Annotated in this window: 16 protein-coding genes; 5 read left to right on the forward strand and 11 right to left on the reverse strand. The window is 45.9% G+C overall.

Annotation, left to right across the window (positions count from 1 at the left end):
* Positions 1-81: 81 nt before the first annotated feature.
* The 7 genes from MADE_RS19715 to MADE_RS19745 form a co-directional block, all read right to left on the reverse strand.
* Positions 82-3,339 (reverse strand): DEAD/DEAH box helicase, encoded by a 3,258-nt coding sequence (locus tag MADE_RS19715; RefSeq protein WP_012518686.1) that lies wholly within the window; start codon positions 3,337-3,339, stop codon positions 82-84.
* Entirely contained in the window at positions 3,336-4,127 is a 792-nt protein-coding gene (locus MADE_RS19720; protein WP_012518685.1) for a hypothetical protein, read from the reverse strand. Before MADE_RS19720 ends, MADE_RS19715 begins: the two co-directional genes overlap by 4 nt.
* A gap of 24 nt (positions 4,128-4,151) precedes the next feature.
* On the reverse strand, positions 4,152-6,293 hold the full coding sequence (locus MADE_RS19725; protein ID WP_012518684.1) for an N-6 DNA methylase: 2,142 nt from the start codon (positions 6,291-6,293) through the stop codon (positions 4,152-4,154).
* A gap of 20 nt (positions 6,294-6,313) precedes the next feature.
* Entirely contained in the window at positions 6,314-8,704 is a 2,391-nt protein-coding gene (hsdR, locus tag MADE_RS19730) for an EcoAI/FtnUII family type I restriction enzme subunit R (protein ID WP_012518683.1), read from the reverse strand.
* Between the two features lies 1 nt (position 8,705).
* Positions 8,706-8,903 (reverse strand): methylation-associated defense system helix-turn-helix domain-containing protein MAD1, encoded by a 198-nt coding sequence (gene mads1, locus MADE_RS19735; RefSeq protein WP_001083515.1) that lies wholly within the window; start codon positions 8,901-8,903, stop codon positions 8,706-8,708.
* 249 nt (positions 8,904-9,152) lie between these two features.
* Entirely contained in the window at positions 9,153-10,895 is a 1,743-nt protein-coding gene (locus MADE_RS19740) for a DUF927 domain-containing protein (protein ID WP_012518682.1), read from the reverse strand.
* Complete coding sequence (locus MADE_RS19745) at positions 10,882-11,124, reverse strand: helix-turn-helix transcriptional regulator (RefSeq protein ID WP_007146785.1); 243 nt, start codon at positions 11,122-11,124, stop codon at positions 10,882-10,884. The genes MADE_RS19740 and MADE_RS19745 overlap by 14 nt, the downstream gene beginning before the upstream one ends.
* Positions 11,125-11,602: 478 nt before the next feature.
* Between MADE_RS19745 and MADE_RS19750 the strand changes: the two genes are divergently transcribed.
* Together MADE_RS19750 and MADE_RS19755 are read left to right on the forward strand one after the other, a co-directional pair.
* Positions 11,603-11,917, forward strand: coding sequence for a helix-turn-helix domain-containing protein (locus MADE_RS19750; protein WP_012518681.1), 315 nt, complete (start codon positions 11,603-11,605; stop codon positions 11,915-11,917).
* Positions 11,918-12,357: 440 nt separating this feature from the next.
* Positions 12,358-13,530 (forward strand): MerR family transcriptional regulator, encoded by a 1,173-nt coding sequence (locus MADE_RS19755; RefSeq protein ID WP_012520200.1) that lies wholly within the window; start codon positions 12,358-12,360, stop codon positions 13,528-13,530.
* Positions 13,531-13,539: 9 nt separating this feature from the next.
* Here the strand turns inward: MADE_RS19755 and MADE_RS19760 are convergent, their stop codons facing one another.
* Genes MADE_RS19760 through MADE_RS19770 form a run of 3 tightly spaced genes read right to left on the reverse strand, consistent with a single transcriptional unit; the run spans position 13,540 to position 16,345 of the window.
* Positions 13,540-14,661, reverse strand: coding sequence for a hypothetical protein (locus tag MADE_RS19760; RefSeq protein WP_012520201.1), 1,122 nt, complete (start codon positions 14,659-14,661; stop codon positions 13,540-13,542).
* Positions 14,662-14,715: 54 nt separating this feature from the next.
* Positions 14,716-16,065, reverse strand: a complete 1,350-nt coding sequence (locus tag MADE_RS19765) for a type II toxin-antitoxin system HipA family toxin (RefSeq protein WP_012520202.1) — start codon at positions 16,063-16,065, stop codon at positions 14,716-14,718.
* On the reverse strand, positions 16,055-16,345 hold the full coding sequence (locus MADE_RS19770) for a helix-turn-helix domain-containing protein (RefSeq protein WP_012520203.1): 291 nt from the start codon (positions 16,343-16,345) through the stop codon (positions 16,055-16,057). Before MADE_RS19770 ends, MADE_RS19765 begins: the two co-directional genes overlap by 11 nt.
* 817 nt (positions 16,346-17,162) lie before the next feature.
* Here MADE_RS19770 and MADE_RS21270 point away from each other — a divergent pair.
* Complete coding sequence (locus MADE_RS21270; protein ID WP_232363134.1) at positions 17,163-17,279, forward strand: type II toxin-antitoxin system HigB family toxin; 117 nt, start codon at positions 17,163-17,165, stop codon at positions 17,277-17,279.
* Positions 17,280-17,519: 240 nt separating this feature from the next.
* A complete protein-coding gene (gene fic / locus MADE_RS19780; protein WP_012520205.1) occupies positions 17,520-18,611 on the forward strand; it encodes a protein adenylyltransferase Fic in 1,092 nt (363 codons plus the stop codon).
* 25 nt (positions 18,612-18,636) lie between these two features.
* Here fic and MADE_RS19785 read toward each other — a convergent pair whose 3' ends face one another.
* Positions 18,637-18,783 (reverse strand): hypothetical protein, encoded by a 147-nt coding sequence (locus MADE_RS19785; protein WP_012520206.1) that lies wholly within the window; start codon positions 18,781-18,783, stop codon positions 18,637-18,639.
* A gap of 133 nt (positions 18,784-18,916) precedes the next feature.
* On the opposite strand from MADE_RS19785, the gene MADE_RS19790 reads away from it, so the two are divergent.
* The gene (locus tag MADE_RS19790; RefSeq protein ID WP_012520207.1) at positions 18,917-19,918 is read left to right on the forward strand and encodes a LacI family DNA-binding transcriptional regulator; all 1,002 of its coding nucleotides are present in this window, start codon (positions 18,917-18,919) and stop codon (positions 19,916-19,918) included.
* The last annotated feature ends 26 nt before the right edge of the window (positions 19,919-19,944 follow it).

A 19,944-nucleotide genomic window follows, 5' to 3' on the forward strand; every position in this document is an offset into this window, starting at 1 on the left:
TTAGTAATTAACTATTTTTTCCTGAAATTACCTGGTACCGACATAAATGTCGGTACCATCCTCTATAATAAAAACGACTTTTTAAGCTTCACCTGAAAGCCGCTTCCATACTTTCAAATAGTCTTCGCCGGACAGCGAGGAATTATCAGGTTTCAAACGCGCCCAATCATCCGGTTTCAAAGACTTCAGATATTCGCTGGCTTTTCGAGGTGACAGAGTATTTTCTGCACCGGCTTCAGTTCGAGCCTTAAAGTCTTCACCGGCACGTTCAGCAATGCTTCGTGGAACGTTGTTCATGCGCATCAACACGCCTTCTTCGGTTTTCACGCCATGGTAAAGCATCGCTGGGAGGTTATTTAATCTGCGCTTTTCTTCGTCTGTCATGGCTTCAAAATCAAGCCCTGAAGTTGGCATTTTGCTTAATGCCGACAACCCCCAAGCGCCATTATTGGCCAAATCTCTATAAACAGCTCTGCAAGCTTTAGATATTTGATCCGTAAGGCTATCACCTTCAAAGTAAGTCTTCGCTATAGATTCAATGGAGCTACCTGTTACCCAAGCCTGGGTAATATCAGCAAGTTTACGATGACTATTCCCTTGTCCTTTACTGATCTCTCGTAAACTTTCTTGTAACTGCGGAACCCGCAGCATAATCCCCATCAAGCTTGGCAGCACAGACTTCGATTTATCGCCAAATAGACTCGAAGGCTCCCAATCTGCAAGCGTTAACTTGTTTTCAAGGTTATTCAAATCCAATAAAGTTGAACGAACACCCTCAGGAGAGAAGCCTGTAACATCAGCAAGAGAAGCATTTTCTGGATGCTCAGCTAACTTTCTAACATATCCTTTGGTAGCCTCAAGAAGCGCATCAGCTTTCTCTTGCGAGGCTTTATCAGCTTTAGCGCGAAGAGAACCAAACCCGTAGGTATTTCGCAGTAATTGTTCTGCTTCACCAATTACAGCGTCCAAGTTACGTTTTTCATTCCATAAATGAGCGATATAGCTTCTGAAGTCTGCCCATTGTTCTTGCTGCATAACCCAAGATAAGTCTGCTAATTTCCCCGCAGTTTGAAGATCATCCAGCATCCCTTCCAAACGGGAAACTAACGATGCGGTTGCATCACTAACATACTTTCTTACCTCATTCGGCTCTTTGCCCGCAGCAATACCGATTACGCCTACGCTATCATGGCCGATACGCCCAGCTCGCCCCGCGAGGTTCCAAAATGCCCGATGTGACATTTCATTATCATAAGGTGGTTTGCTAGACGGCAATTTTCTCGTCGCAAGAAAAACAGATGAAACAGGGAAGTTAAGCCCTTGTGCAATGGTTGTCGTTGCACACATCACTCGAATACGGCCAGCTTCTGTCAGCCACTCGATTAATGAAAGCGCCTCAGCGGGTAAGCCTGCATGATGCACAACAACACCTTTTGACAGCATATCAATTAGCTCAAAGTCCTCACTAATCTCAGCCGCAAGAAAACGTTGAACCAGTTTAATGTCTTCGTGCGCCTGCTCAAAAGGTTCAAGCTCTGCGGCAACTTTACGAGCAATACTCCAAGCATCTGGAATCGTCTGCGCTACAGCAATACTGGTACCGCGCTTAGAAAACACTTTAGCCATAGCAACAGCCTGTGTTGCGAGCCCTTTAGCGCTAGAGTACGTCAGTTTTTGCAGAGGGCGGTTACCATCTACATTGTGGATTCCTTTAAGGTGAATCGTACGTTGAGTGGTCGTCAACGTTTCAAAACTTAAATTCCAATCACCACGTTTTTCACCTTTATGAATATCAAATAGACCAACAATTCTCTCATTCGGTTGCCAAGCAGAGGTGCCCAAGCTGATGCTTCGGCCACGATCAGCAGCGAGCCATTGAGCTAAATCGTTAGCATTCGGAACAAATGGCATCAATAGTAAGAAGTTTGCCCGAGGTGATTCTTGCTTAATCGTTGCAAGCAGAAGTTCAATGCGTAAGCCACGAGACTCATCTTCAATATTGTGAGCTTCATCCATCACAACCAGAGCCAATGGGCGAGCAACTTTTTTGTTTCTCATCACCAATTGAAGTTTCTCAGGTGTTGCAACCAAAACCTGAAAAGCACGTGCTTCACCCAAAAGCGCTTCTTCAAAAGCATCGACTTCAATCGCGCCAGTTAACGGCTCAACTTGAATACCTAATGGGCCAAAATCTTCACGTAATCGTCGGGTAATTTGCGAAACCAAAGCGCGAGTTGGCGCAACATAGGCCACCCAACCATCATCCTGATCAAACTGATTCAGCGCTTGCAACATGCGGAACTGTGCCAGCGCTGTTTTACCACCGGATGTAGGCAAATCAACAATTACCGCTCTGCTAGCTTGGTCGAGTAAACCTTGCTCTTGCAGTGCCGCTCGTTGCGGCGGTAACAGTTCAAATAAGCTCTTGTGTTTAGTCACATGGGAAACAAAGCGTGTCACACGGGAGTTAACCGTATGCGCCACCCACCATAAAGACCCAGCAACCATTTTTCGGCTTGCGACATGTAACCAGCGTAAAATCATTTCGAGCTGCGGGTCTTTAGAGGCTTGTGCCGCTTTTTGCGCCGCTTCAAAATGCTGATCTAATTGCGCATCTATCGCTACCGGTTCGCCTTGCAGCATGTACACAGCTAAACGCTCTGTTGCTTTGGCCCAATGATAAAGCGCCACTAAACGCATGGCGACGCTTTGCGCCTCTGCACCTTGGGTTTGTTCTAGTAACGCTTTTTCGTAGTTTGCTTGATCGTTTCGTAAGCCAAGCACAATCTCTGAAATCTGATCTAAGTCATCCCAGCGGTTTTTGCGAAGCAGTCGCAACCAACAATCAAAAATTCGGTATAGCAGACGCTTATCCCAAGTAACATCAGCCACACTGGGTACTGCTACTGTACTGTTCTGCTCTTCAAACCATCGACGTAAATCGGTCCAGCGATCGGCGCAGTAGGCCAAACCCGACACATGCAAAACATGAAACAAGCGCGCCTCATTGTCACTCGGTACGGGTAATACACGATAAAGCCCGAACGCTCGAAACGCGCCAGCTTGTGCAAGCTCTCGAATATTTTTATTGTCCTGATTGGCAACAGGGTGCAACAAAGCGCCAATGCCTTCGATCGCGGCTAACTCATACGCCGTTGCTACTTGCTCTAACAAGTCACTGTCAAACTCAGTTTCCGCATATTCAAGTAGATTACCCAGCGCCACATCAACCAAGCGTCGTTCCGCCATTTCCATAGCCGTATCACGCAATTCAGCGCTAATGGACTGAACAGCCCAATGCTGATCTACCTGTAGTAAGTGCTCTTGTGAAAGCGTCATGACGCCTCCTGCATAGCCGCTTGAGCACGAGCAGACAGCGTACCAATCATGTTTAGGGGAAGGTATAAAGCGTACATTTCTATATCAGTTTGCACTGGACAATCGGTCGCCAGTGCTTTTGCTCGACCAGCAATATCAGAAGCGCTTGGGGCAATATCGCGCACTAAAACACCATAAACAGCAACGTCCGTTGTGTTCGAGCTCAAATAGCGTTTGGCAGCGCTTTTAAACATCGGTTCCCACGGAGCTCGCACCGCATGGAGTCCTAAATAACGTAAGAGGGCATCTTTTACTTGGCGATTATCTCGTAGCCCAAACAATTGGGTTCCCAAACTGGTCATCACGCTTGGCGGTGCTTTATTCTCTTCAGACGTTTTTACTTCACCAAACGCAAAACGGTAGGGACGCTCAGCATCGTTTACAGGCTGAAATCCAGTCAAATCGCACCCTGCTGGGCTGGCGTTCGGGTTTTTAAGATCACGCCCTGTGGGCCACGGAAACACGCAATTGCCTTTATCTGCCACAAAGGCTTCGGCAATCGCTTCGCCCACTCGCCAATTATCTGGCACGGTTTCATCGATCAGCGCTTGGCGTAAACCCTCTTGCTCAAATTCCGTGCTCACCACACTGCCAAGTAACTCCTGGAGCTCATCATTGCCTGCGGTATCTTGCAAAATATGCTTTACGGGGCCAGCTAACATCTCGCTCACTTGCTCGTCCTGATAAGACAGGCCATGAGCAATAACAGGCTCGGTACCAGCATCGTAAGCAAGCTGTCCAGAGGGCATTGGCACTTTTAGTCTCTCTTAGTCTTAATTGTTCGTATTAAAAAAGTAATCTGCCAACTGTGTTGTTGATTCATCACAACAGTCAGAAAATTCACGCACCAAATTGGCAAGTTTATTAAGTTCTCTATTGTAGGCCACTATAACCTTCTGCTCCGAGATTGATGGAAGGAATAAAACTTCACTCAAAAAAAGCTCCTCTTTCAATCTTTTTCTATTGGTTGTCCCTTTACTTGCATGCTGGCAAGCATAGGTAAACTCTTTGGAGCGAAGTAAAAAGGCCAAGAACTCAGGCAATATGACATCCCTATTGATATCGAATAATGGAAAATCTTGGGTAACAACAGCACCATCTAAATCATACGGTACAATAGCAAAAGCCCCATTTCTTGCGTCTATTCGGCTCATAATCAGCTGACCACTTTGAGCTAGGAACTGGGATTTTGTTTTAATATCCTTACCAAGAATAGTCTTTCTCAGAACCGCACCTTTCCCATACAACTTTACTGTTATTTGTTTGTAATCAACATCATCCTCTAACTCGATACTATTTTTAGAGCGAATTAAAAAATCACCGATCTTAAATTCATTCCATGACTTTTTATCTATATTCCTTATCGTATGAGATTCAGATTGAAAATTAGCATTGCTGTTTTCAATTCTTGAGAGATAACTCGATAAAGCTTGTTGCAAATGCTCGGGATCTTTTAACTCTTGTTGCTCCTTACGTGGATTTCGAAAATCAAAGGAAAAATCTTTACTCCTAATGTCTTCGGACGGAACAAACCAAGCGTATTCACTTTCGCAGGGACTTTCGTACCAAGTCCGTATTTCTGCCATCTCTTCTTCTTTCAAAGCATTTGTTACCGTGTAGCAGGGATTTTTCATCCCCCGACGCTCAACCGGTACCTCGTGCTGATAAAACCAAACACCTTTTGTTGGGCCGTTCCTATCAAAAAAAAGTATGTTTGATTGGATATCAGAATATGGCTCAAATACACCCTTAGGCAAACGAATAATAGTGTGAAGATTGAAGTCACTGAGTAGTTGCTTTCGTACTCGCTGAGCAACTCCCCCGTCATACAAGACGCTTTCTGGAACAACAACTGCAGCACGACCTCCGGTTACTGATCCATTACCTTTCCGCTTAAGTTTTCGCATTATAAGCTGTAGGAAAAGCTGAACAGTTTCGGCGGTTTGCATGTCTTCTGGGAAGTTACCAAGAATGCCTTTTTCTTCCTCACCACCAAAAGGGGGGTTGCTTAGAATCACATCCACACGATCTTTGTCACCCATCTCTCGTAGTGGAAAACGCAGGCTATTTTCTGGGTCAATTCTTGGGTACTCCAAACCATGCAGTAACAGGTTCATTTGTACCAACAGGTAAGGCAACGATTTGGCTTCACCGCCAAAGATACTGCTTTCTTGCAATACTTCGCGGTCTTCGACTGTTTTACACTGGCGCTCTAGGTGTTCGAACGCTTCAACCAAAAAACCACCCGTGCCGCAGGCTGGGTCCAATACGGACTCACCCAACTGCGGATCCATCACCTCAACCATAAAGCGAACCACTGGACGCGGAGTATAAAACTCGCCGGAGTCACCAGCGGCATCACGCATTTCACGCAGCATGGTTTCGTATAAGCGGCTTAAGGTATGCATCTCTTCAGATGAGTTGAAATGAATGCCGTTTATTTTGTCGACGACATCACGTAACAAATACCCGTTGATCATGCGGTTTTGCATGCCTTTAAACACGGTCGCAATCACATCTCTGCGATCACCGCCGTTGTCACCTTGCAGGCTACGCAAGTAGGCAAACAAACCGATGCCACGGGTACCATCAGGTCGCATTGCTTCGTCGTTGTTAATAAAGGCAATCAGCTCGTCGCCGGTGATACCACCTTCAATTGCTGCCCAATCTCGCCAGCGGTATGGCGCTTCGATAGCTGGCTGAAAGCTTTTTCCTTCTAGCACGGCTTCGGTTTCTCGCATTTGTTCTAAGTCGTCGAGAAACTTCAAAAACATGATCCAAGTGAGCATTGGCAGGCGGTCGAGATCGCCATTTAAGCCTTTATCTTTACGCATGATTTGCCGAGACGATTTAACAATCGCACCTAATTGCTGGGCGGTGGTCATCGGCTGATCTGCTTTCTTTGTTCGTGCCATAAATCGTATCGTCACTTCTGTTATTGCTGGCTATAGAGCAGCGTTTGTAATTGGTCCACGGCGGTTTTCATTTGCAATGCGCCGCCAAAGAGATTGGCTATTTCCATCACATTGCCATATTCAGAAATGGGCGGTACCTGTAGCGAATCCGGAATACTGAATTGCTTAGGGCCGTGGTCGGTATATTTGTCCAGTAAAGACGTCAAGATCGAGCGGGCCTCTGGGCCGTACTGATCAAAAAAGTCCGGTTTGTTTTTCTTCAAGTAGTCAGCGCGCTCTTTTCTGGTTCGCAGCGGTACGTTAAATGCTATGTGACAAAGTAAATCCAATGGATCTGCATCGGTTTTACCCGACTCTGCGACCAAATCATCAAACTGGATCCCGCGTTCTTGTAATTCGAGAATGATCTCTTCTCTCTTTAACGGGTTAGCCCAGCTATCTTTTAGTTCGTCCAGTGAGGAGAAGAGGGTCTTTACCTTTTCTGCGGTGTAGTCGGTATATTGGATGACGCGAAGCTGTTTACCGTCTTCGTCTAGCTCATAGACCAAATGAGACGTAATTTTAACGCTGCCACCGTCTACGTAGTACTTTCTCGGTTCGTGCTCCTCTTCATCATCAGCGCCTTCACCTTCAGTGCTCACTTCGTATTCACTCGTATCTTCAGCAACCTCTAACTCTTCACTCTCTGGTGTTAAAGTGTCATCTACCACTTCTTCACCGTCTTCATCAATCACCACTTCATCTTCAATTTCTGGGTAACCGTCAAAGTCAGGATCAGCAAAATTTTGTGTGGCGGAGCCGGTATAATCAATGATGTTGAACCACAGCTTGCCGTAATCTTCGCGTAGACGAGTACCGCGGCCAACAATTTGCTTGAACTCACTCATTGAGTTCACAACACGCGCAAGCACAACATTTTTACAAGTTGGCGCATCGACCCCTGTTGTTAATAACTGTGATGTGGTCAGTATCACTGGAGTACTAGTTTCCAGCTCTTGAAAACGACTGAGGTGCCCTTTGCCAATTTTCCCTTCTTCTGATGTCACACGCGCAACGTAATCTGGATGCTTGCGTGAAAGGTCAGAATTCAAATTATTAAGCACCCGACGCATTTCATCGGCGTGTTCTTGGTCGACACAAAACACGATCGTTTTTGCAAAACGATCGGTTCGTTTCATAAAGTCGGTGAGATGCTTAGCAAACGCATCTGTTCGAGCCTTTAACGCAATAACCCGTTCAAAGTCCTTGGTTTGGTATTCACCATCTGGGATTTCTCGTCCAAAGCGGTCTACATCGCCTTTGCTTGGTCGCCAACCTGCAGCATCGACTTCCGAAATAACTCGGTGTACGCGGTATGGCGCAAGAAATCCGTCATCAATACCTTGGCGCAAACTGTAGGTGTAGATTGGGTTACCAAAATAACGATAAGTATCGCGATTATCTTCACGCAGCGGCGTCGCCGTCATACCGATTTGAAAGGCTGGCTCAAAATACTCCAGAATTTCGCGCCAGTTACTGTTGTCGCGGGCACTGCCTCGGTGACATTCATCAATGATAATTAGATCAAAGAAGTCTTGTGGAAATTCTTTATACAAGCCAGGACGACGCTCATCACTGGCAATAGACTGATAAATGGCAAAATAAATTTCACGACTTTTAACAACTTTGCCGCCTTCAATTTTGTGCCTGGCATCACCAAACGGGGTAAATGTTTTATCCTTTGGATCATCGACCAACACATTTCTGTCTGCCAGAAATAGAATGCGAGGCTTTCTGTAGTCTCCCGTACGATTCCAGCGAGCACTCCACAGCTTCCAACTAATTTGAAAAGCGACGACAGTCTTACCCGTACCCGTTGCCATCGTAATTAATGAGCGCTTTTTATCTTGAAGCACCGACTGAACTGCGCGGTTTATGGCTATTTGTTGATAGTAGCGCGGGGAATATCCCGAAACATGGTGGTAAGGGGACAGCAAGGTATCAAGATCTTCATCCTTTAAACCTTCATCGCCACAAAGCCGCTTGAATAACTCATCAGGGGTTGGAAAGCGCGACAACAATTGCTCTTCACCGGTGGTATAGTCAAATTCTAAGATCTCATGACCATTGGTTGAGTAAGCAAACTTTAGCCCTAAGATTTCTGCATAATCTTTTGCCTGTTGCATCCCTTGGCCGACAGGGCTGTTTTCAGGTTTAGCCTCAACAACGGCAATAGGAAAATCGCGAGTGTACTTAAGTAAATAATCCGCTCGCTTTTGCTCGCCACGTTGAACTTTGCTGCCCTTAAACTGAACGCGACCATCGGTAAATGTGTACTGTTCAGTTATTGCGCTAGGATTGTTTTCCCAACCAGACTCTTTGAGCTTTGGCGTCACATAGACCCGACAAGTATCTGCTTCGTTTAAGGCCATACTATTTTTCTTCCTTGCTGTCATCTGATGCGCCACCAGATCTAACCCACTGATCCACCTCATCTGCTTTAAACTTCCAAGGCCGACCAATTCTATGAGCTGGCATACCCTTTTTACTGATCCATGAGTACACAGTATCTTTGCTTACGCCAAGATATTCGGCTATTTCTTCAACAGATAACCAGCGGTCTGAATTCACAAAAGGTACCTAACGTTATGAGCTTGAGGCTTTTGTAAAATAGTCACATATTCGCTTAGCAAAGTAAACTTGATTTAAGCTGAATAGAGAGGATTTAAAAGGATTAAAAAGCAATCCATTCTTACCTTGTCGGTACACAACCAGTACACTGGCGGTATTGTCTGCCTTAGCCTTTAATCCTCGCCCAGCCTTTAGGTTGACTGGCGGTGCACTGCAAGGCGACAAGCCTACACAGGATTCATCGCCATTTTAGTCATCCAAGATGCTGCCTTTCACGCAGTACATTCGCGGGCGGGTGTTGTCGGGTAGGCTGACTTTGCGCTGAGGTCGGTTGCCATCGGGGATTAGGTAGCCTGCGGCCATCAGTGCCTTGGCTGCGCGATCTGGGCTTAGGCCTTCGGTGGCTTCACGCCAGCCTGTTGGGTAAAACAGGTAGAGGGTTTGTGGGCCGCTGGTGTCTATCCACCCTGCGCGTTGGCGTACTTTGCTGCTGTAACCAATTTGTTTGGGTGTAAAGCGGCTTTCACCATGCTGTTCAATAAAGCTACGCACCTGGCGAATCGCTTGTTGGTCTTCATTGGCGGCCACACCACCGCGGGCAAGTATCCATTGGTTAAGCTGGCTTAAACAGGCAGCTTCGACACTTTGGGTTGGCCAATCGAGTACTTTGGCTTGAATGGCTAACAACCCAGCGCTGGCCAGTAAGGCAAATTTTTCGGCGACTCGGCGCACTTGGCCGTCAGCCTCGGCTGGTAAGCTGGCTAAAAAGCGTTGGCGTACGTTTTGGAAAACGGGTCGCACCTGCGCGCTGTGCTGCGTTAAATACCGTAACCAGTCCAAAGCCAAGCTGCCGTAATGTTGGCGACTTTGTTGTTTTAGGTGATCGGCCAAATCGGCGGCGTTCATGCCATGACTCTGGTTAAACACGCCCATTTGCGCTCCGGCATCGGCACTGAGATCAATCACGCGCACTTGCTGGCCGGCTTTTACGCGCTTGCCGATACTGGCAAGATGGCTTTCGAGCGTCACTTCACCGGTGGATAAAAACACCAAGCGCCAACGGGCGGGTAAGCGCATTTCACCGTATTTGCCTGCTCGTGTTTTACCCTGACCATTGGCAAGCATATAAGCGACATCGCCCGCCTCTTTTGGGTCAACTTCGCCCATTTCATCGAGCGCCAGCAAGGCATCGTTATGCGCTAATGCTGTGCCTTCTAAACCGTTGGCCGTGGCACGCCAACTATGGCGCAATTGATTAGGCTCGCCCCACACCGATAACGCCGGATACAGCGCCGCAGTTTTACCAGTACTGCTGGCACCGTAGAGGTGTAAACCAAAACCATCCACTCCGCACAAGTGCAACAAAGGCGCGGCCAGCGCAGCGCAGACACCAACGATTAATAGCGGGTTATCCAGACAATAACGGCCAACGTGCTGCCGCCAACTGTCGCTACTACCTTGTTGAATAAAGCCTTCTATCGGGTGCATGGTTTGCAGCACCATGCGCGGGTTGTTGCTGTGTTCGCTTGGGTAAAAGGTGAGGCGCGGATGCACATAAGCGTGGTGATGCCAGCCAATACAGTTCACGCTGATAGCCTTTTGCTTGGCCAGTTCGCCCATTTGTTGAATAAACAGCGAGAGCAACTGCCGCGCTTTGACACTGTTACTTAGCCGCATGCCTCGGCTGAGTAATATCCGACGGTACTCGCTGCCGTCTCCAGCCAATAGTTCTGCTGGCATGGCCCAATAGCGATGGCGATTGTCATCGTCTAACCAGTGCAATAAATAGCCGTAGTTGTCCCCTTGCGGATCGCGGGTGCGGGCGGCCACTTGCAACCAAGAACAGATTTTAACTGGGCTATCTTGCCCAGCCGGTTGCATCACCAGCCAGTTTTGCGCGTTATAGGCAAAACCAGCCGGTAATGTTGGCATGTTGTTATTCAACTCATTGGCATGTAACGCGGCTGATGCTGATGGTTTATCCACGGCCATAAGCAGCACCGATACGGCGGGTTTCAATCCACTGGTCGATATCGCTTTCTAACCAGCCCACGGCACGCGCACCAATACGAATGGATCGCGGAAATTCACCATTGGCCATCAGGGCATAAATGGTACTGCGGCCAAAGCCCGTTTTGGCCTTTACCTCGGGCAAGCGCAAAATCCGCTGCTGACGCGCTGGGTGTGTTGATGTGGTGGATGATTGTGTAGTTGGGTTCATCGTTTGCTTCCTCACTGATCTGTTAAGTTCAGTTAGGAGTTTGCCAGTACTAATCGGACGCAGTAGGCAGATAAATGCCCAGATCGTGCAGCTTTCTGAGGGTACAGGTCGCTACTTGCCCCAGAATTTACATAATGCCCCAAGTCATAAATACCCTGTGGGCAGGGTTAGTGTGTGCCTAAGTGGCGTGAATTAAGGCTTTGCCCAGACTGCCCCAAAAGCCCAAGGGATGGCGTACTGCTTTGAAGTTTCCTACTCAAAACTCAGTTTTGGTGAGTCGTATGGATTGAGTGTTGATATGTCGAGTGTATCGACACACAAGAAAGTCATGTCGAAAAAACAGTAAAAAATCGACATGACCTGTTCAGGTCTTGGCTCACTTTACTTCGAGAGATGGCAATTTATTGCTTTACAACTTGAAGATAAAAGTGAAACTATAACTTCACTAAATTAAGATTTAAGAAAACATAGTTTCATTATGGATACTGTCGAGCCAAAATCAAAACGCACTGCGGTCATATTCCCTAGACAAAGGAAGATGTTAAACATCTTGGGCGAAAACTTAACATTGGCGATGAAGAGACGCGGCATTACTCAAGAAATGATGCATAGTAGGACAGGGATTTCTAAGCCAACACTGCGTAAAATATCAAAAGGTGATCCTTCCGTTTCACTTGGTCACTACGTTAAGGTTTTGGCAGTCCTCGGCTTGTTAGACGACCTAACCAAGGTCGCCCGTGATGACGAGCTGGGAAGAAAGCTCCAAGACATCCAATTGCTAAATAAAAAATAAGGCCGTCATATTCTTATAGCATTTGCTCATGTCCACATCGCTAAAACTTGGCAAACAATGCCAGCCAGCTTCAAAGAAGAAAGATAGCTATTAAGGGGCTGATTTATACTCAACCAGAACCCGCTTACACTTTTATGCGCATAAAAATGTAAAATACCGCACTTTTCTGCGCGTAAAAGTGTGCAATGCAAGTTGAGTCCTCTATGCGTTTTACCGAACGGGGGAATGCAGAGGTTGGAGGTCTACACAAAGTGACTTTATGGGTAACAATTTGTAGACCTGAATGCGGCATTCAAGCTTTTAACCAATCAAAACTGAACGATATTTTTTGCTAACAACATTTGACCTGTCTATAACTTCATAGTTTATCGTCATCCGTGTTCTGGTCTGCTTGAGCCAGCCGCGCCATTATTAAAAAGAACGGAAAGGACGTTTTATCTGTGTATCGCATTTCTGAGTTAGCTGAAAAAGTCGGGCTGTCACGGTCAACCTTGCTCTACTACGAGAAGCTAGGTTTGTTGCAGGGTGTTCGCCAAACCAACGGCTATCGACTGTATTCAGATAAAGATGTTCAGCAGTTGCACTTGTTGCAACAACTGCAAGTGGGCGGTTTAACACTTAAGGAATGTAAATCCTTTTTGGACAGCAAGGTGCAGCGCTCTGTACTTGAAAAGCGCTTGCAGCAGCTGGACGAAGACATCGCTCAAAAGCAACAAGCTCGCGCGTTACTTGCCGCCATGCTTGGTGAAGGTTCGCTGCGTCTTTGGCACCAACAGACCGATAAATTAGCACCAGATGCCCATCTGGAGTGGTTAAAGCAGCAAGGCTTTAATGAACAACAAGCCCTGCATTTGAAATGGTTATCAAAAGATATGAACGCACACGAGCAATACATGGCTGACTTTATGACGGTATTCCAACGCTTAGAACGCTGGGGGCCGAGTTCTGATGCTGATACACTAAAAGCATTGTCCAGACTGCCAACAATACCCACCAAGATCATTGATATTGGCTGCGGCAAAGGCTTTTCAACCCGGTTATTGGCAAAGCACACCCAAGCCGAGATTGTGGCAGTGGATAACGAGCAAAGTGCGCTGGATGAACTCTGTGAACGCCTCACTGAGCAGGGGTTAGATACCCGCGTTACCTTAAGCTGTGCCAGCATGACGGATCTGCCTTTTACATCTGAAAGCTTTGATTGCATCTGGTCAGAAGGCTCAGCTTACATAATGGGGGTTGAGCAAGCGTTAACCCAGTGGCGTAAACTACTGACTAATCGTGGCTATATGGTCGTCAGTGATTTGATCTGGTTAACCGATAACCCAAGCCAAGAGGCGGTCGCATTCTGGGAAGGTGAATACCCAGAAATGCAAACCATCGAAAAACGCTTAGGCCAAATGCGCCAAGCAGGCTTTGAAGTGATTGATCATTTCACCTTAAGGGAAAAAGCATGGCACGATTACTATCAACCACTCAAAGCGCGAGTGGCAGAAGTAAAAGCAAGCATGCCAAATTCAAACGCCATCGCAGATATCGAGCGAGAAATTGCGATTTATGAACGCTACCTAGGCGAGTTTGGGTACCACATGTTTGTGCTACGCAAAGGGGCGTAACGGAACGCCCTATAAAAGTAGACTTTTGAGACGATTTAACAGCGCTTTCCGGCTATTATTCGCCACAACAAAGCGCTTAAAACGTTGTTCGAACACCGCTTCATCCGCTTTGAACTGATAGGCCTCAAACAGCTGATACATATAGCGTGATGCCGCATCATAACCACTGGCGCAAGTTCGATCCGCTTGCTCTTGTGCTTGCTGCCAGTAGTGCTCACGCCGATTGTAAACATCCGTCAACGCTTTTTCTTTTTCCGCTTTTTCGATAGCTAATTTTTTTGCGAGTGCTGCGGCTTGCTCTTGCTGTAATTGACTTTGCGCTTGCTCAATGAAAGGAGAAATGACGGCGGAGGTTAACCAGTATTGATAGATCTCGTCTGTGTTGACAGGTTCTTTTCGCGTCAGCGCTAAGGCTTGGTGACGGGTTAGCTGGCCTTGCTCAAACAACGTGCGTAATAGCGTGTCTTTCTCTGCTTGCGAGAGATTATGGATCCACGCATCAAGCGTAAGCTGAGTTTGTTTGGCTTGGTGACTGGGTTGTTCGCTCAGCACCATGGCGAGCGCCTTAACCAATGCTAAGGGAATATTATACAGCGCAGCAAACGCCTGCTCCTCTTCACTGAGGTGCTCAAAATCGAATTGAATTAACGGCACTCGCTCAACGTCATCATTAAAATCAAACATTTTGAGCCACATAAAGTACACAAGGCGCCAATCCCCTTGCATTAACCCGCTGCGTAACCCAGCTAAATGCTGGAAAAATTGGTCGGCATGCTCATCGTCAAAATATTCGTCATACTCCTCAAGGGAAAAAATCAGCAACTGCCACTCATCGTTTTCGTGAATATGAAGCCCATCACTTGAAAAGCAAAGTAAAGCTTCAGGGAGCGTTCCTGCTGGTAGCTTGATGTAGGCATCGATTGAGCCCCAATCGGCATAGTAAAAACCGATATCAAAGTATTTTAACATCAGCTCAAAAGGCTCTGCCTTTAAGTCACTGTAGGTGTAATACACCTGAAAGGACGTAGCGCTGATCTCGGCACGGCTTGAAATGGCCCTGAGTGCTTGACGTGCTTTAGCATCTAAATACCCATCCAGACGCTCAAATTTATAGTATTGATATTCGCTCACGATGACCTTGCTATTTATTTATTGTGAATTGAAAAGTTTGTTTTAACAAAATTGTTATAGAAAAAGCGCTGCATTTTCTTGTTTACGCTGCTCCAATGTCTTAGCAATCACGGACATTGTTGTTTTACTGATCCCTTGTTGCTTGGCAAGATACGTAAATTGGCTGATGGCTTCTGCGACTTCTTCAATAACTTGCTTTGCATCATTCCAATTCGCAAAGCCAGCACTAGTAGCAAGTTTTTGCATCACCTTAAGCGATGGCGCTTTGCCATAACCGCCGAAAGCAGTGGCGTGTTCGTTGAATGGATGTGGGCTGTAAGTCACATCGTAAAAAGGTGCAGGATTCCATTGACCGTCATCCGCTTGCAAAAACGCCCAGTTTTTACTGTGGTCGTCTTGATTAGACGACAGCAGATTAAAAATGGCGCGGCGAAATTGCAGCTGTCCAGCCGCTGGCGATTTACACAACTGACGGCTGGCTTTAATTAAATCAATGTAATCTAAACTTGGCGTTCGAAAGTCTGCATCCAGCAGCCCGCAAGCGCTGTGCATATGCAATCGACCTGAACTGCGCTTTCTGCCTAAGTCGGCCTGTTCAGTGACATAATCAAAACGCTTAAGCGCCAACCAAGCAGACGCACCGCTTGTAGGTGGTGCTTCAATGAGTTGCCATTGCGGCGGTTGACACTTAGCAAGTTCTGCCATTTGTAAATAAACCGCCTCACACAAACCTTCTTCATGGCCAAGTGCGAGATTTTTAGAGGTAAACTTCACCAGCCAAGCCTCATCTCCAGGCTGAGCGAAGGTTCGACAATGCTGAGTTTCCCCAGCAGGCATATAAATTTGTGCCTTAGGTCTTGCCCCACCCGAACTACCTCCGGCGACTAATGCGGCCAATACCTGTTGTGTATGCCCATCTAACTCATCGTGATTATCAACCATATAATCTGACATCGAAGAATCGAACAACGTTTGTGCTTCTAAGCCTAACGTCGCTAAATCAATATCCACGTGCGTGGTGGCTGAAAACTCAGACACCGGTGAAAAAGACAATGCTCCCATGCCTTTATCACCGACAAAGGCCAGTCTATCCATCGCCGTTAATTGATTAGGCAGGATGCCCTGTTGCCGGAAAATACGATCTTGTAACAGCATGCCCCAGCCATCGGGCAAACAATCTCCAAATACGCCATGTACACCTTGGTGTGGCTGCTTAGGTGCGACTTGAACTTGCGCGTTCGCATGCAAGGTAAAAGGAGATAAGTTGCCAAACTGCTGCAAATAGCTGTCTGCATACTGAAAAAAAACGCCTTGCCGATTCTGCGCCAAGACTCCAACAGATATCTGCTCACCTGAGCTTAGCGTACGAGTAACATTAAGCTTCTGAATCGGTTTAAAACTCATCTTTTAGCACCTCATCAATACTCGTGGGTATAGCAGCGCGTTCTTTGCTAGGTTGCGTGAGCTCGTACAAACGCCCAAGCGAGTCGAGGGTCTGCCATAGCAACAGCAATTGGCGAAATGAAATTTGCCCGGTCAGCTCAAATTTCTTAATGGTGGCCGCAGGTACGCAGCTTCGCTCAGCAAGCGCCGCTCGTGACAGCTTTGCCTGCTTTCGTAACTCACGTAAATAAGCCGCATAGGCGTGGCTTACATCGGTATCATCAAGTAAGGTAAATTTCATCCGCAAAGGCCAAATGGATACAGTCATATCCATTATAGCGAAATAAAACAGAAAGTGGATATTATTGTATCCATTATTAAATAAAGTGTTGAAAAAATTACTCGATAAAGCCCTTCAAAACTGCTATGTTTTAGCTCTAACAGCAGCATAAAAACGACACTGTTTTTCCATTGCTAACCACTAAGATTTAGTAAAAGCCATAGGCAAGTGGTGGGCAGTTTGGTGGGCAAACAGGCATTTTTGAACGGTTTCTTTTCGGTAACTTATTGATTTTTTGAGGGTCTATACCGCTACTCAATGAGCAGATCCAGAATATTAAGTAGGTTCTTGGGTTGAAATTTACCGGTCCAAGAATGTCTTAAAAGCCCTGTATTACCTTGTGAAGAGCATCGAAATTACAGGGCTTTTTTATTTTTCCCGTCCAATTCGGTTGGTAGATTTCCATTATCAACTACTTGTTTAGTGGGGGCAGAATGGTGGGCAGCCCCCTCATTTTGGCTTAAAGAATCACTCTATTGATTCAGAGTATTGGCCTTCTTCGATGGCAAACGCAGCCGTATGCCGAAAAAGCCAACCAGGCGAAACTAACTAGCCACCCATTTGCTTACTTACCGTGGGCAGTTGGGACAATGGGACAACACTTGATATGCCAAGCTTTAAAGGGTGAATAAGAGGAAATTAAACAGTCCCAAGGAATGGGGCAATCGGGGCCGTGTCAACAGCTCCTACCAGTCAATCAAACTACAAACTTGCAAAAGTCCCAACTTTAGCGTGGTATAAGCTTACATTAAACGTTGATTGGGGATCACCGGCGGATGTGAAACAGGACTTTAGAAATGCCAGCATCCTCAAAGATGGGCGTGTCGTGTTTAACATTGCCGGTAATAAATACCGTATGGGCAGGGTTAGTGTTTGGCTAAATGGTGTGAATTAAGGCTTTGCCCATACTGCCCCAAAAGCCCAAGGGATGGCGTACTGCTTTGAAGTTTCCTACTCAAAACTCGATTTTGGTAAATCGTTTGGATTGAGTGTTGATGTGTCGAGTGTATCGACACACAAGAAAGTCATGTCGAAAAAACAGAAAAAAATCGACACATGGAATTGATATGTCGATCTAATCGACATAAACTGACCCAATAGTTCATGTATGTCGATATAAACTGGAAATTTAAACATGATTTGGCAAGCAGAGCTGCCTTACAACCAATTACCCACATTACCGCCAAATCTACATTCCATAGAAACGAAGGCCGTTCTGAAAGCCTGTATTTCTGCACGCGCCGCTGTAGCAGAATTAAAAAAGACAGGAGAACTCATACCTAACCAAAGCATGCTAATTAACTTATTACCTTTGCTGGAAGCAAAAGACAGTTCAGAAATTGAAAATATTGTCACCACTACCGATAAGCTTTTTCAGTATGCGCTAGAAGACAAGGGCGCTGATCATGCAACGAAGGAAGCTTTACGCTACAGAACAGCGTTGTATCAAGGTTATATACAACTTGAAAGAAAGCCGCTTTGCACAGCGACAGCCATTGAAGTATGCAGTACGTTAAAGCACTCTGAAATGGATATTCGTAAAGTACCGGGGACTTTTATAGGCAACCAGACGACTGGAGAAATTATCTATACCCCGCCTGCGGGAGAGAACGTTATCCGCGACTTGTTAACTAACTGGGAGCGATTTCTTCATGATGACGATGATATAGATCCATTAATAAAGATGGCTGTTAGCCATTATCAATTTGAAGCTATACATCCATTTTATGATGGGAATGGTCGAACAGGACGTATTTTAAATGTTTTGTACCTTATTGAATGCGGTCTTTTAACGCTACCTATTTTGTATTTAAGCCGTTTCATCGTTCATAATAAACAAGACTATTATCGCCTATTGAACCAAGTGACCAAAGATCAGAATTGGGAAGATTGGCTGTTATTTATACTAAAAGGTGTCGAGCAAACTGCCATATGGACTAGTGATAAGATCACAGCGATTAGGGCACTTATGGAAAGTACAACCGATTACATAAAAGCACAGCTACCTAAAATATATAGCTATGAGATCGTTCAGCTTATTTTTGAACAACCCTACTGCCGTATCAATAATTTAGTTGAACGTGACATTGCAAAACGCCAAACTGCTTCAACGTATTTAAAGCAGTTAGCGGGTATTGGTGTGCTGCAAGAAATGAATTCCGGTAAGGAAAAATTATTTGTACACCCGCGATTGATGACGTTAATGACAAAAGATAGTAATAAATAGCTTCCAAAAATACACTTCTTATAACTCACCCCAAATACTGTGTTAAAAACACCTCGTGCGCGGGAAGTTTAGCTATGTGGTTGTCCACCTGCTGCTTTAGTCCCGCAAGAAACTGTTTCAAAGATTGCTCACTCATCTCATCGGCCACACGGTGATACTGCTGTGGCTTCATGCCTTGGCCCCCTTAAATGATGAAAAGCAAAGACAAGTTACTCAAGCATTACTGGCTCGACGTAGCACAGAACCGCCGATGTCGGCATAATACAAGAAAGATTACGCATTGATTTATAAACGAGGTTGAATACGTGCCTACCATTTACCAAGTTGCTGAACGCGCGGGCGTTTCATTATCTACCGTATCCCGTGTTTTAAATGGTAAAACGTCAGTAAATAAAGTGCTGAAAGAACGGGTGGAGAAAGCGGTAAAGGAACTGAATTACCGACCAAACTCAGTTGCTCGCTCATTGGCGAACAGTAGAACCGACAGCATAGGTGTACTTGTCCCCGAGCTTAATGCACCTTTTTTCGGTGACTTAATGCAAGCGGTTGAATCTACATTACGCGCTCAAGATAAACACGTCATTATCACGGTAGGGCGCAATTGTTTAGAAACGGAAAAGGATGCCGTAGAATTTCTGATAAGCCGAAATTGCGATGCGCTTATCATGCACGCAGAAGCGCTATCTGATGCGTACCTCTTAGAACTAAATCAATCCAAGCTTCCCGTTGCGCTAGTCAATCGCAAGGTAGATGGCCTCCCCGATGCCTGTACAACCTTAGATAACGAAAAAGGTGGCTACCTAGCAACACGACATTTATTAGAGTTAGGCCATAAGCACATTGCTTACATCTCTGGCCCTACTGACAAAGCAGATGCCTGTTTACGCTTAAAAGGGCATAAGCGTGCGCTAAGTGAGGCAGGGTTAACCGTTACCCCCCAGCTGATATTTAATGGCGATTATTCAGAGGATGACGGTAAGGTAGGGTTGCTTGAGTTGATGGCACAAGATCAACACTTTTCCGCTTTAGTGTGCGCGAACGACTGGATGGCGTCAGGTGCTATTAGTTGTGCAAGAGACTTAGGAATGAGCTTGCCACATGACTTATCCATTGTGGGTTTTGATGATGTCGTTTTTGCCCATCATGTTTTTCCTAGGTTAACCACAGTAAGTAACCCTGTGGCTGAAATGGCCGAAATGTCAGCAAAGTACATATTAAATAAGGTCTATGGCCAAGGCCATGAGATTAAGCAATGCTTCGAACCTACGTTGGTTGTAAGAGAGTCTGCGATTAAATGCGAAGGTTGATGGTTGATGGTTAACATACCGTTAAA

It is taken from the genome of Alteromonas mediterranea DE (genome assembly GCF_000020585.3).
Lineage (GTDB): Bacteria > Pseudomonadota > Gammaproteobacteria > Enterobacterales > Alteromonadaceae > Alteromonas > Alteromonas mediterranea.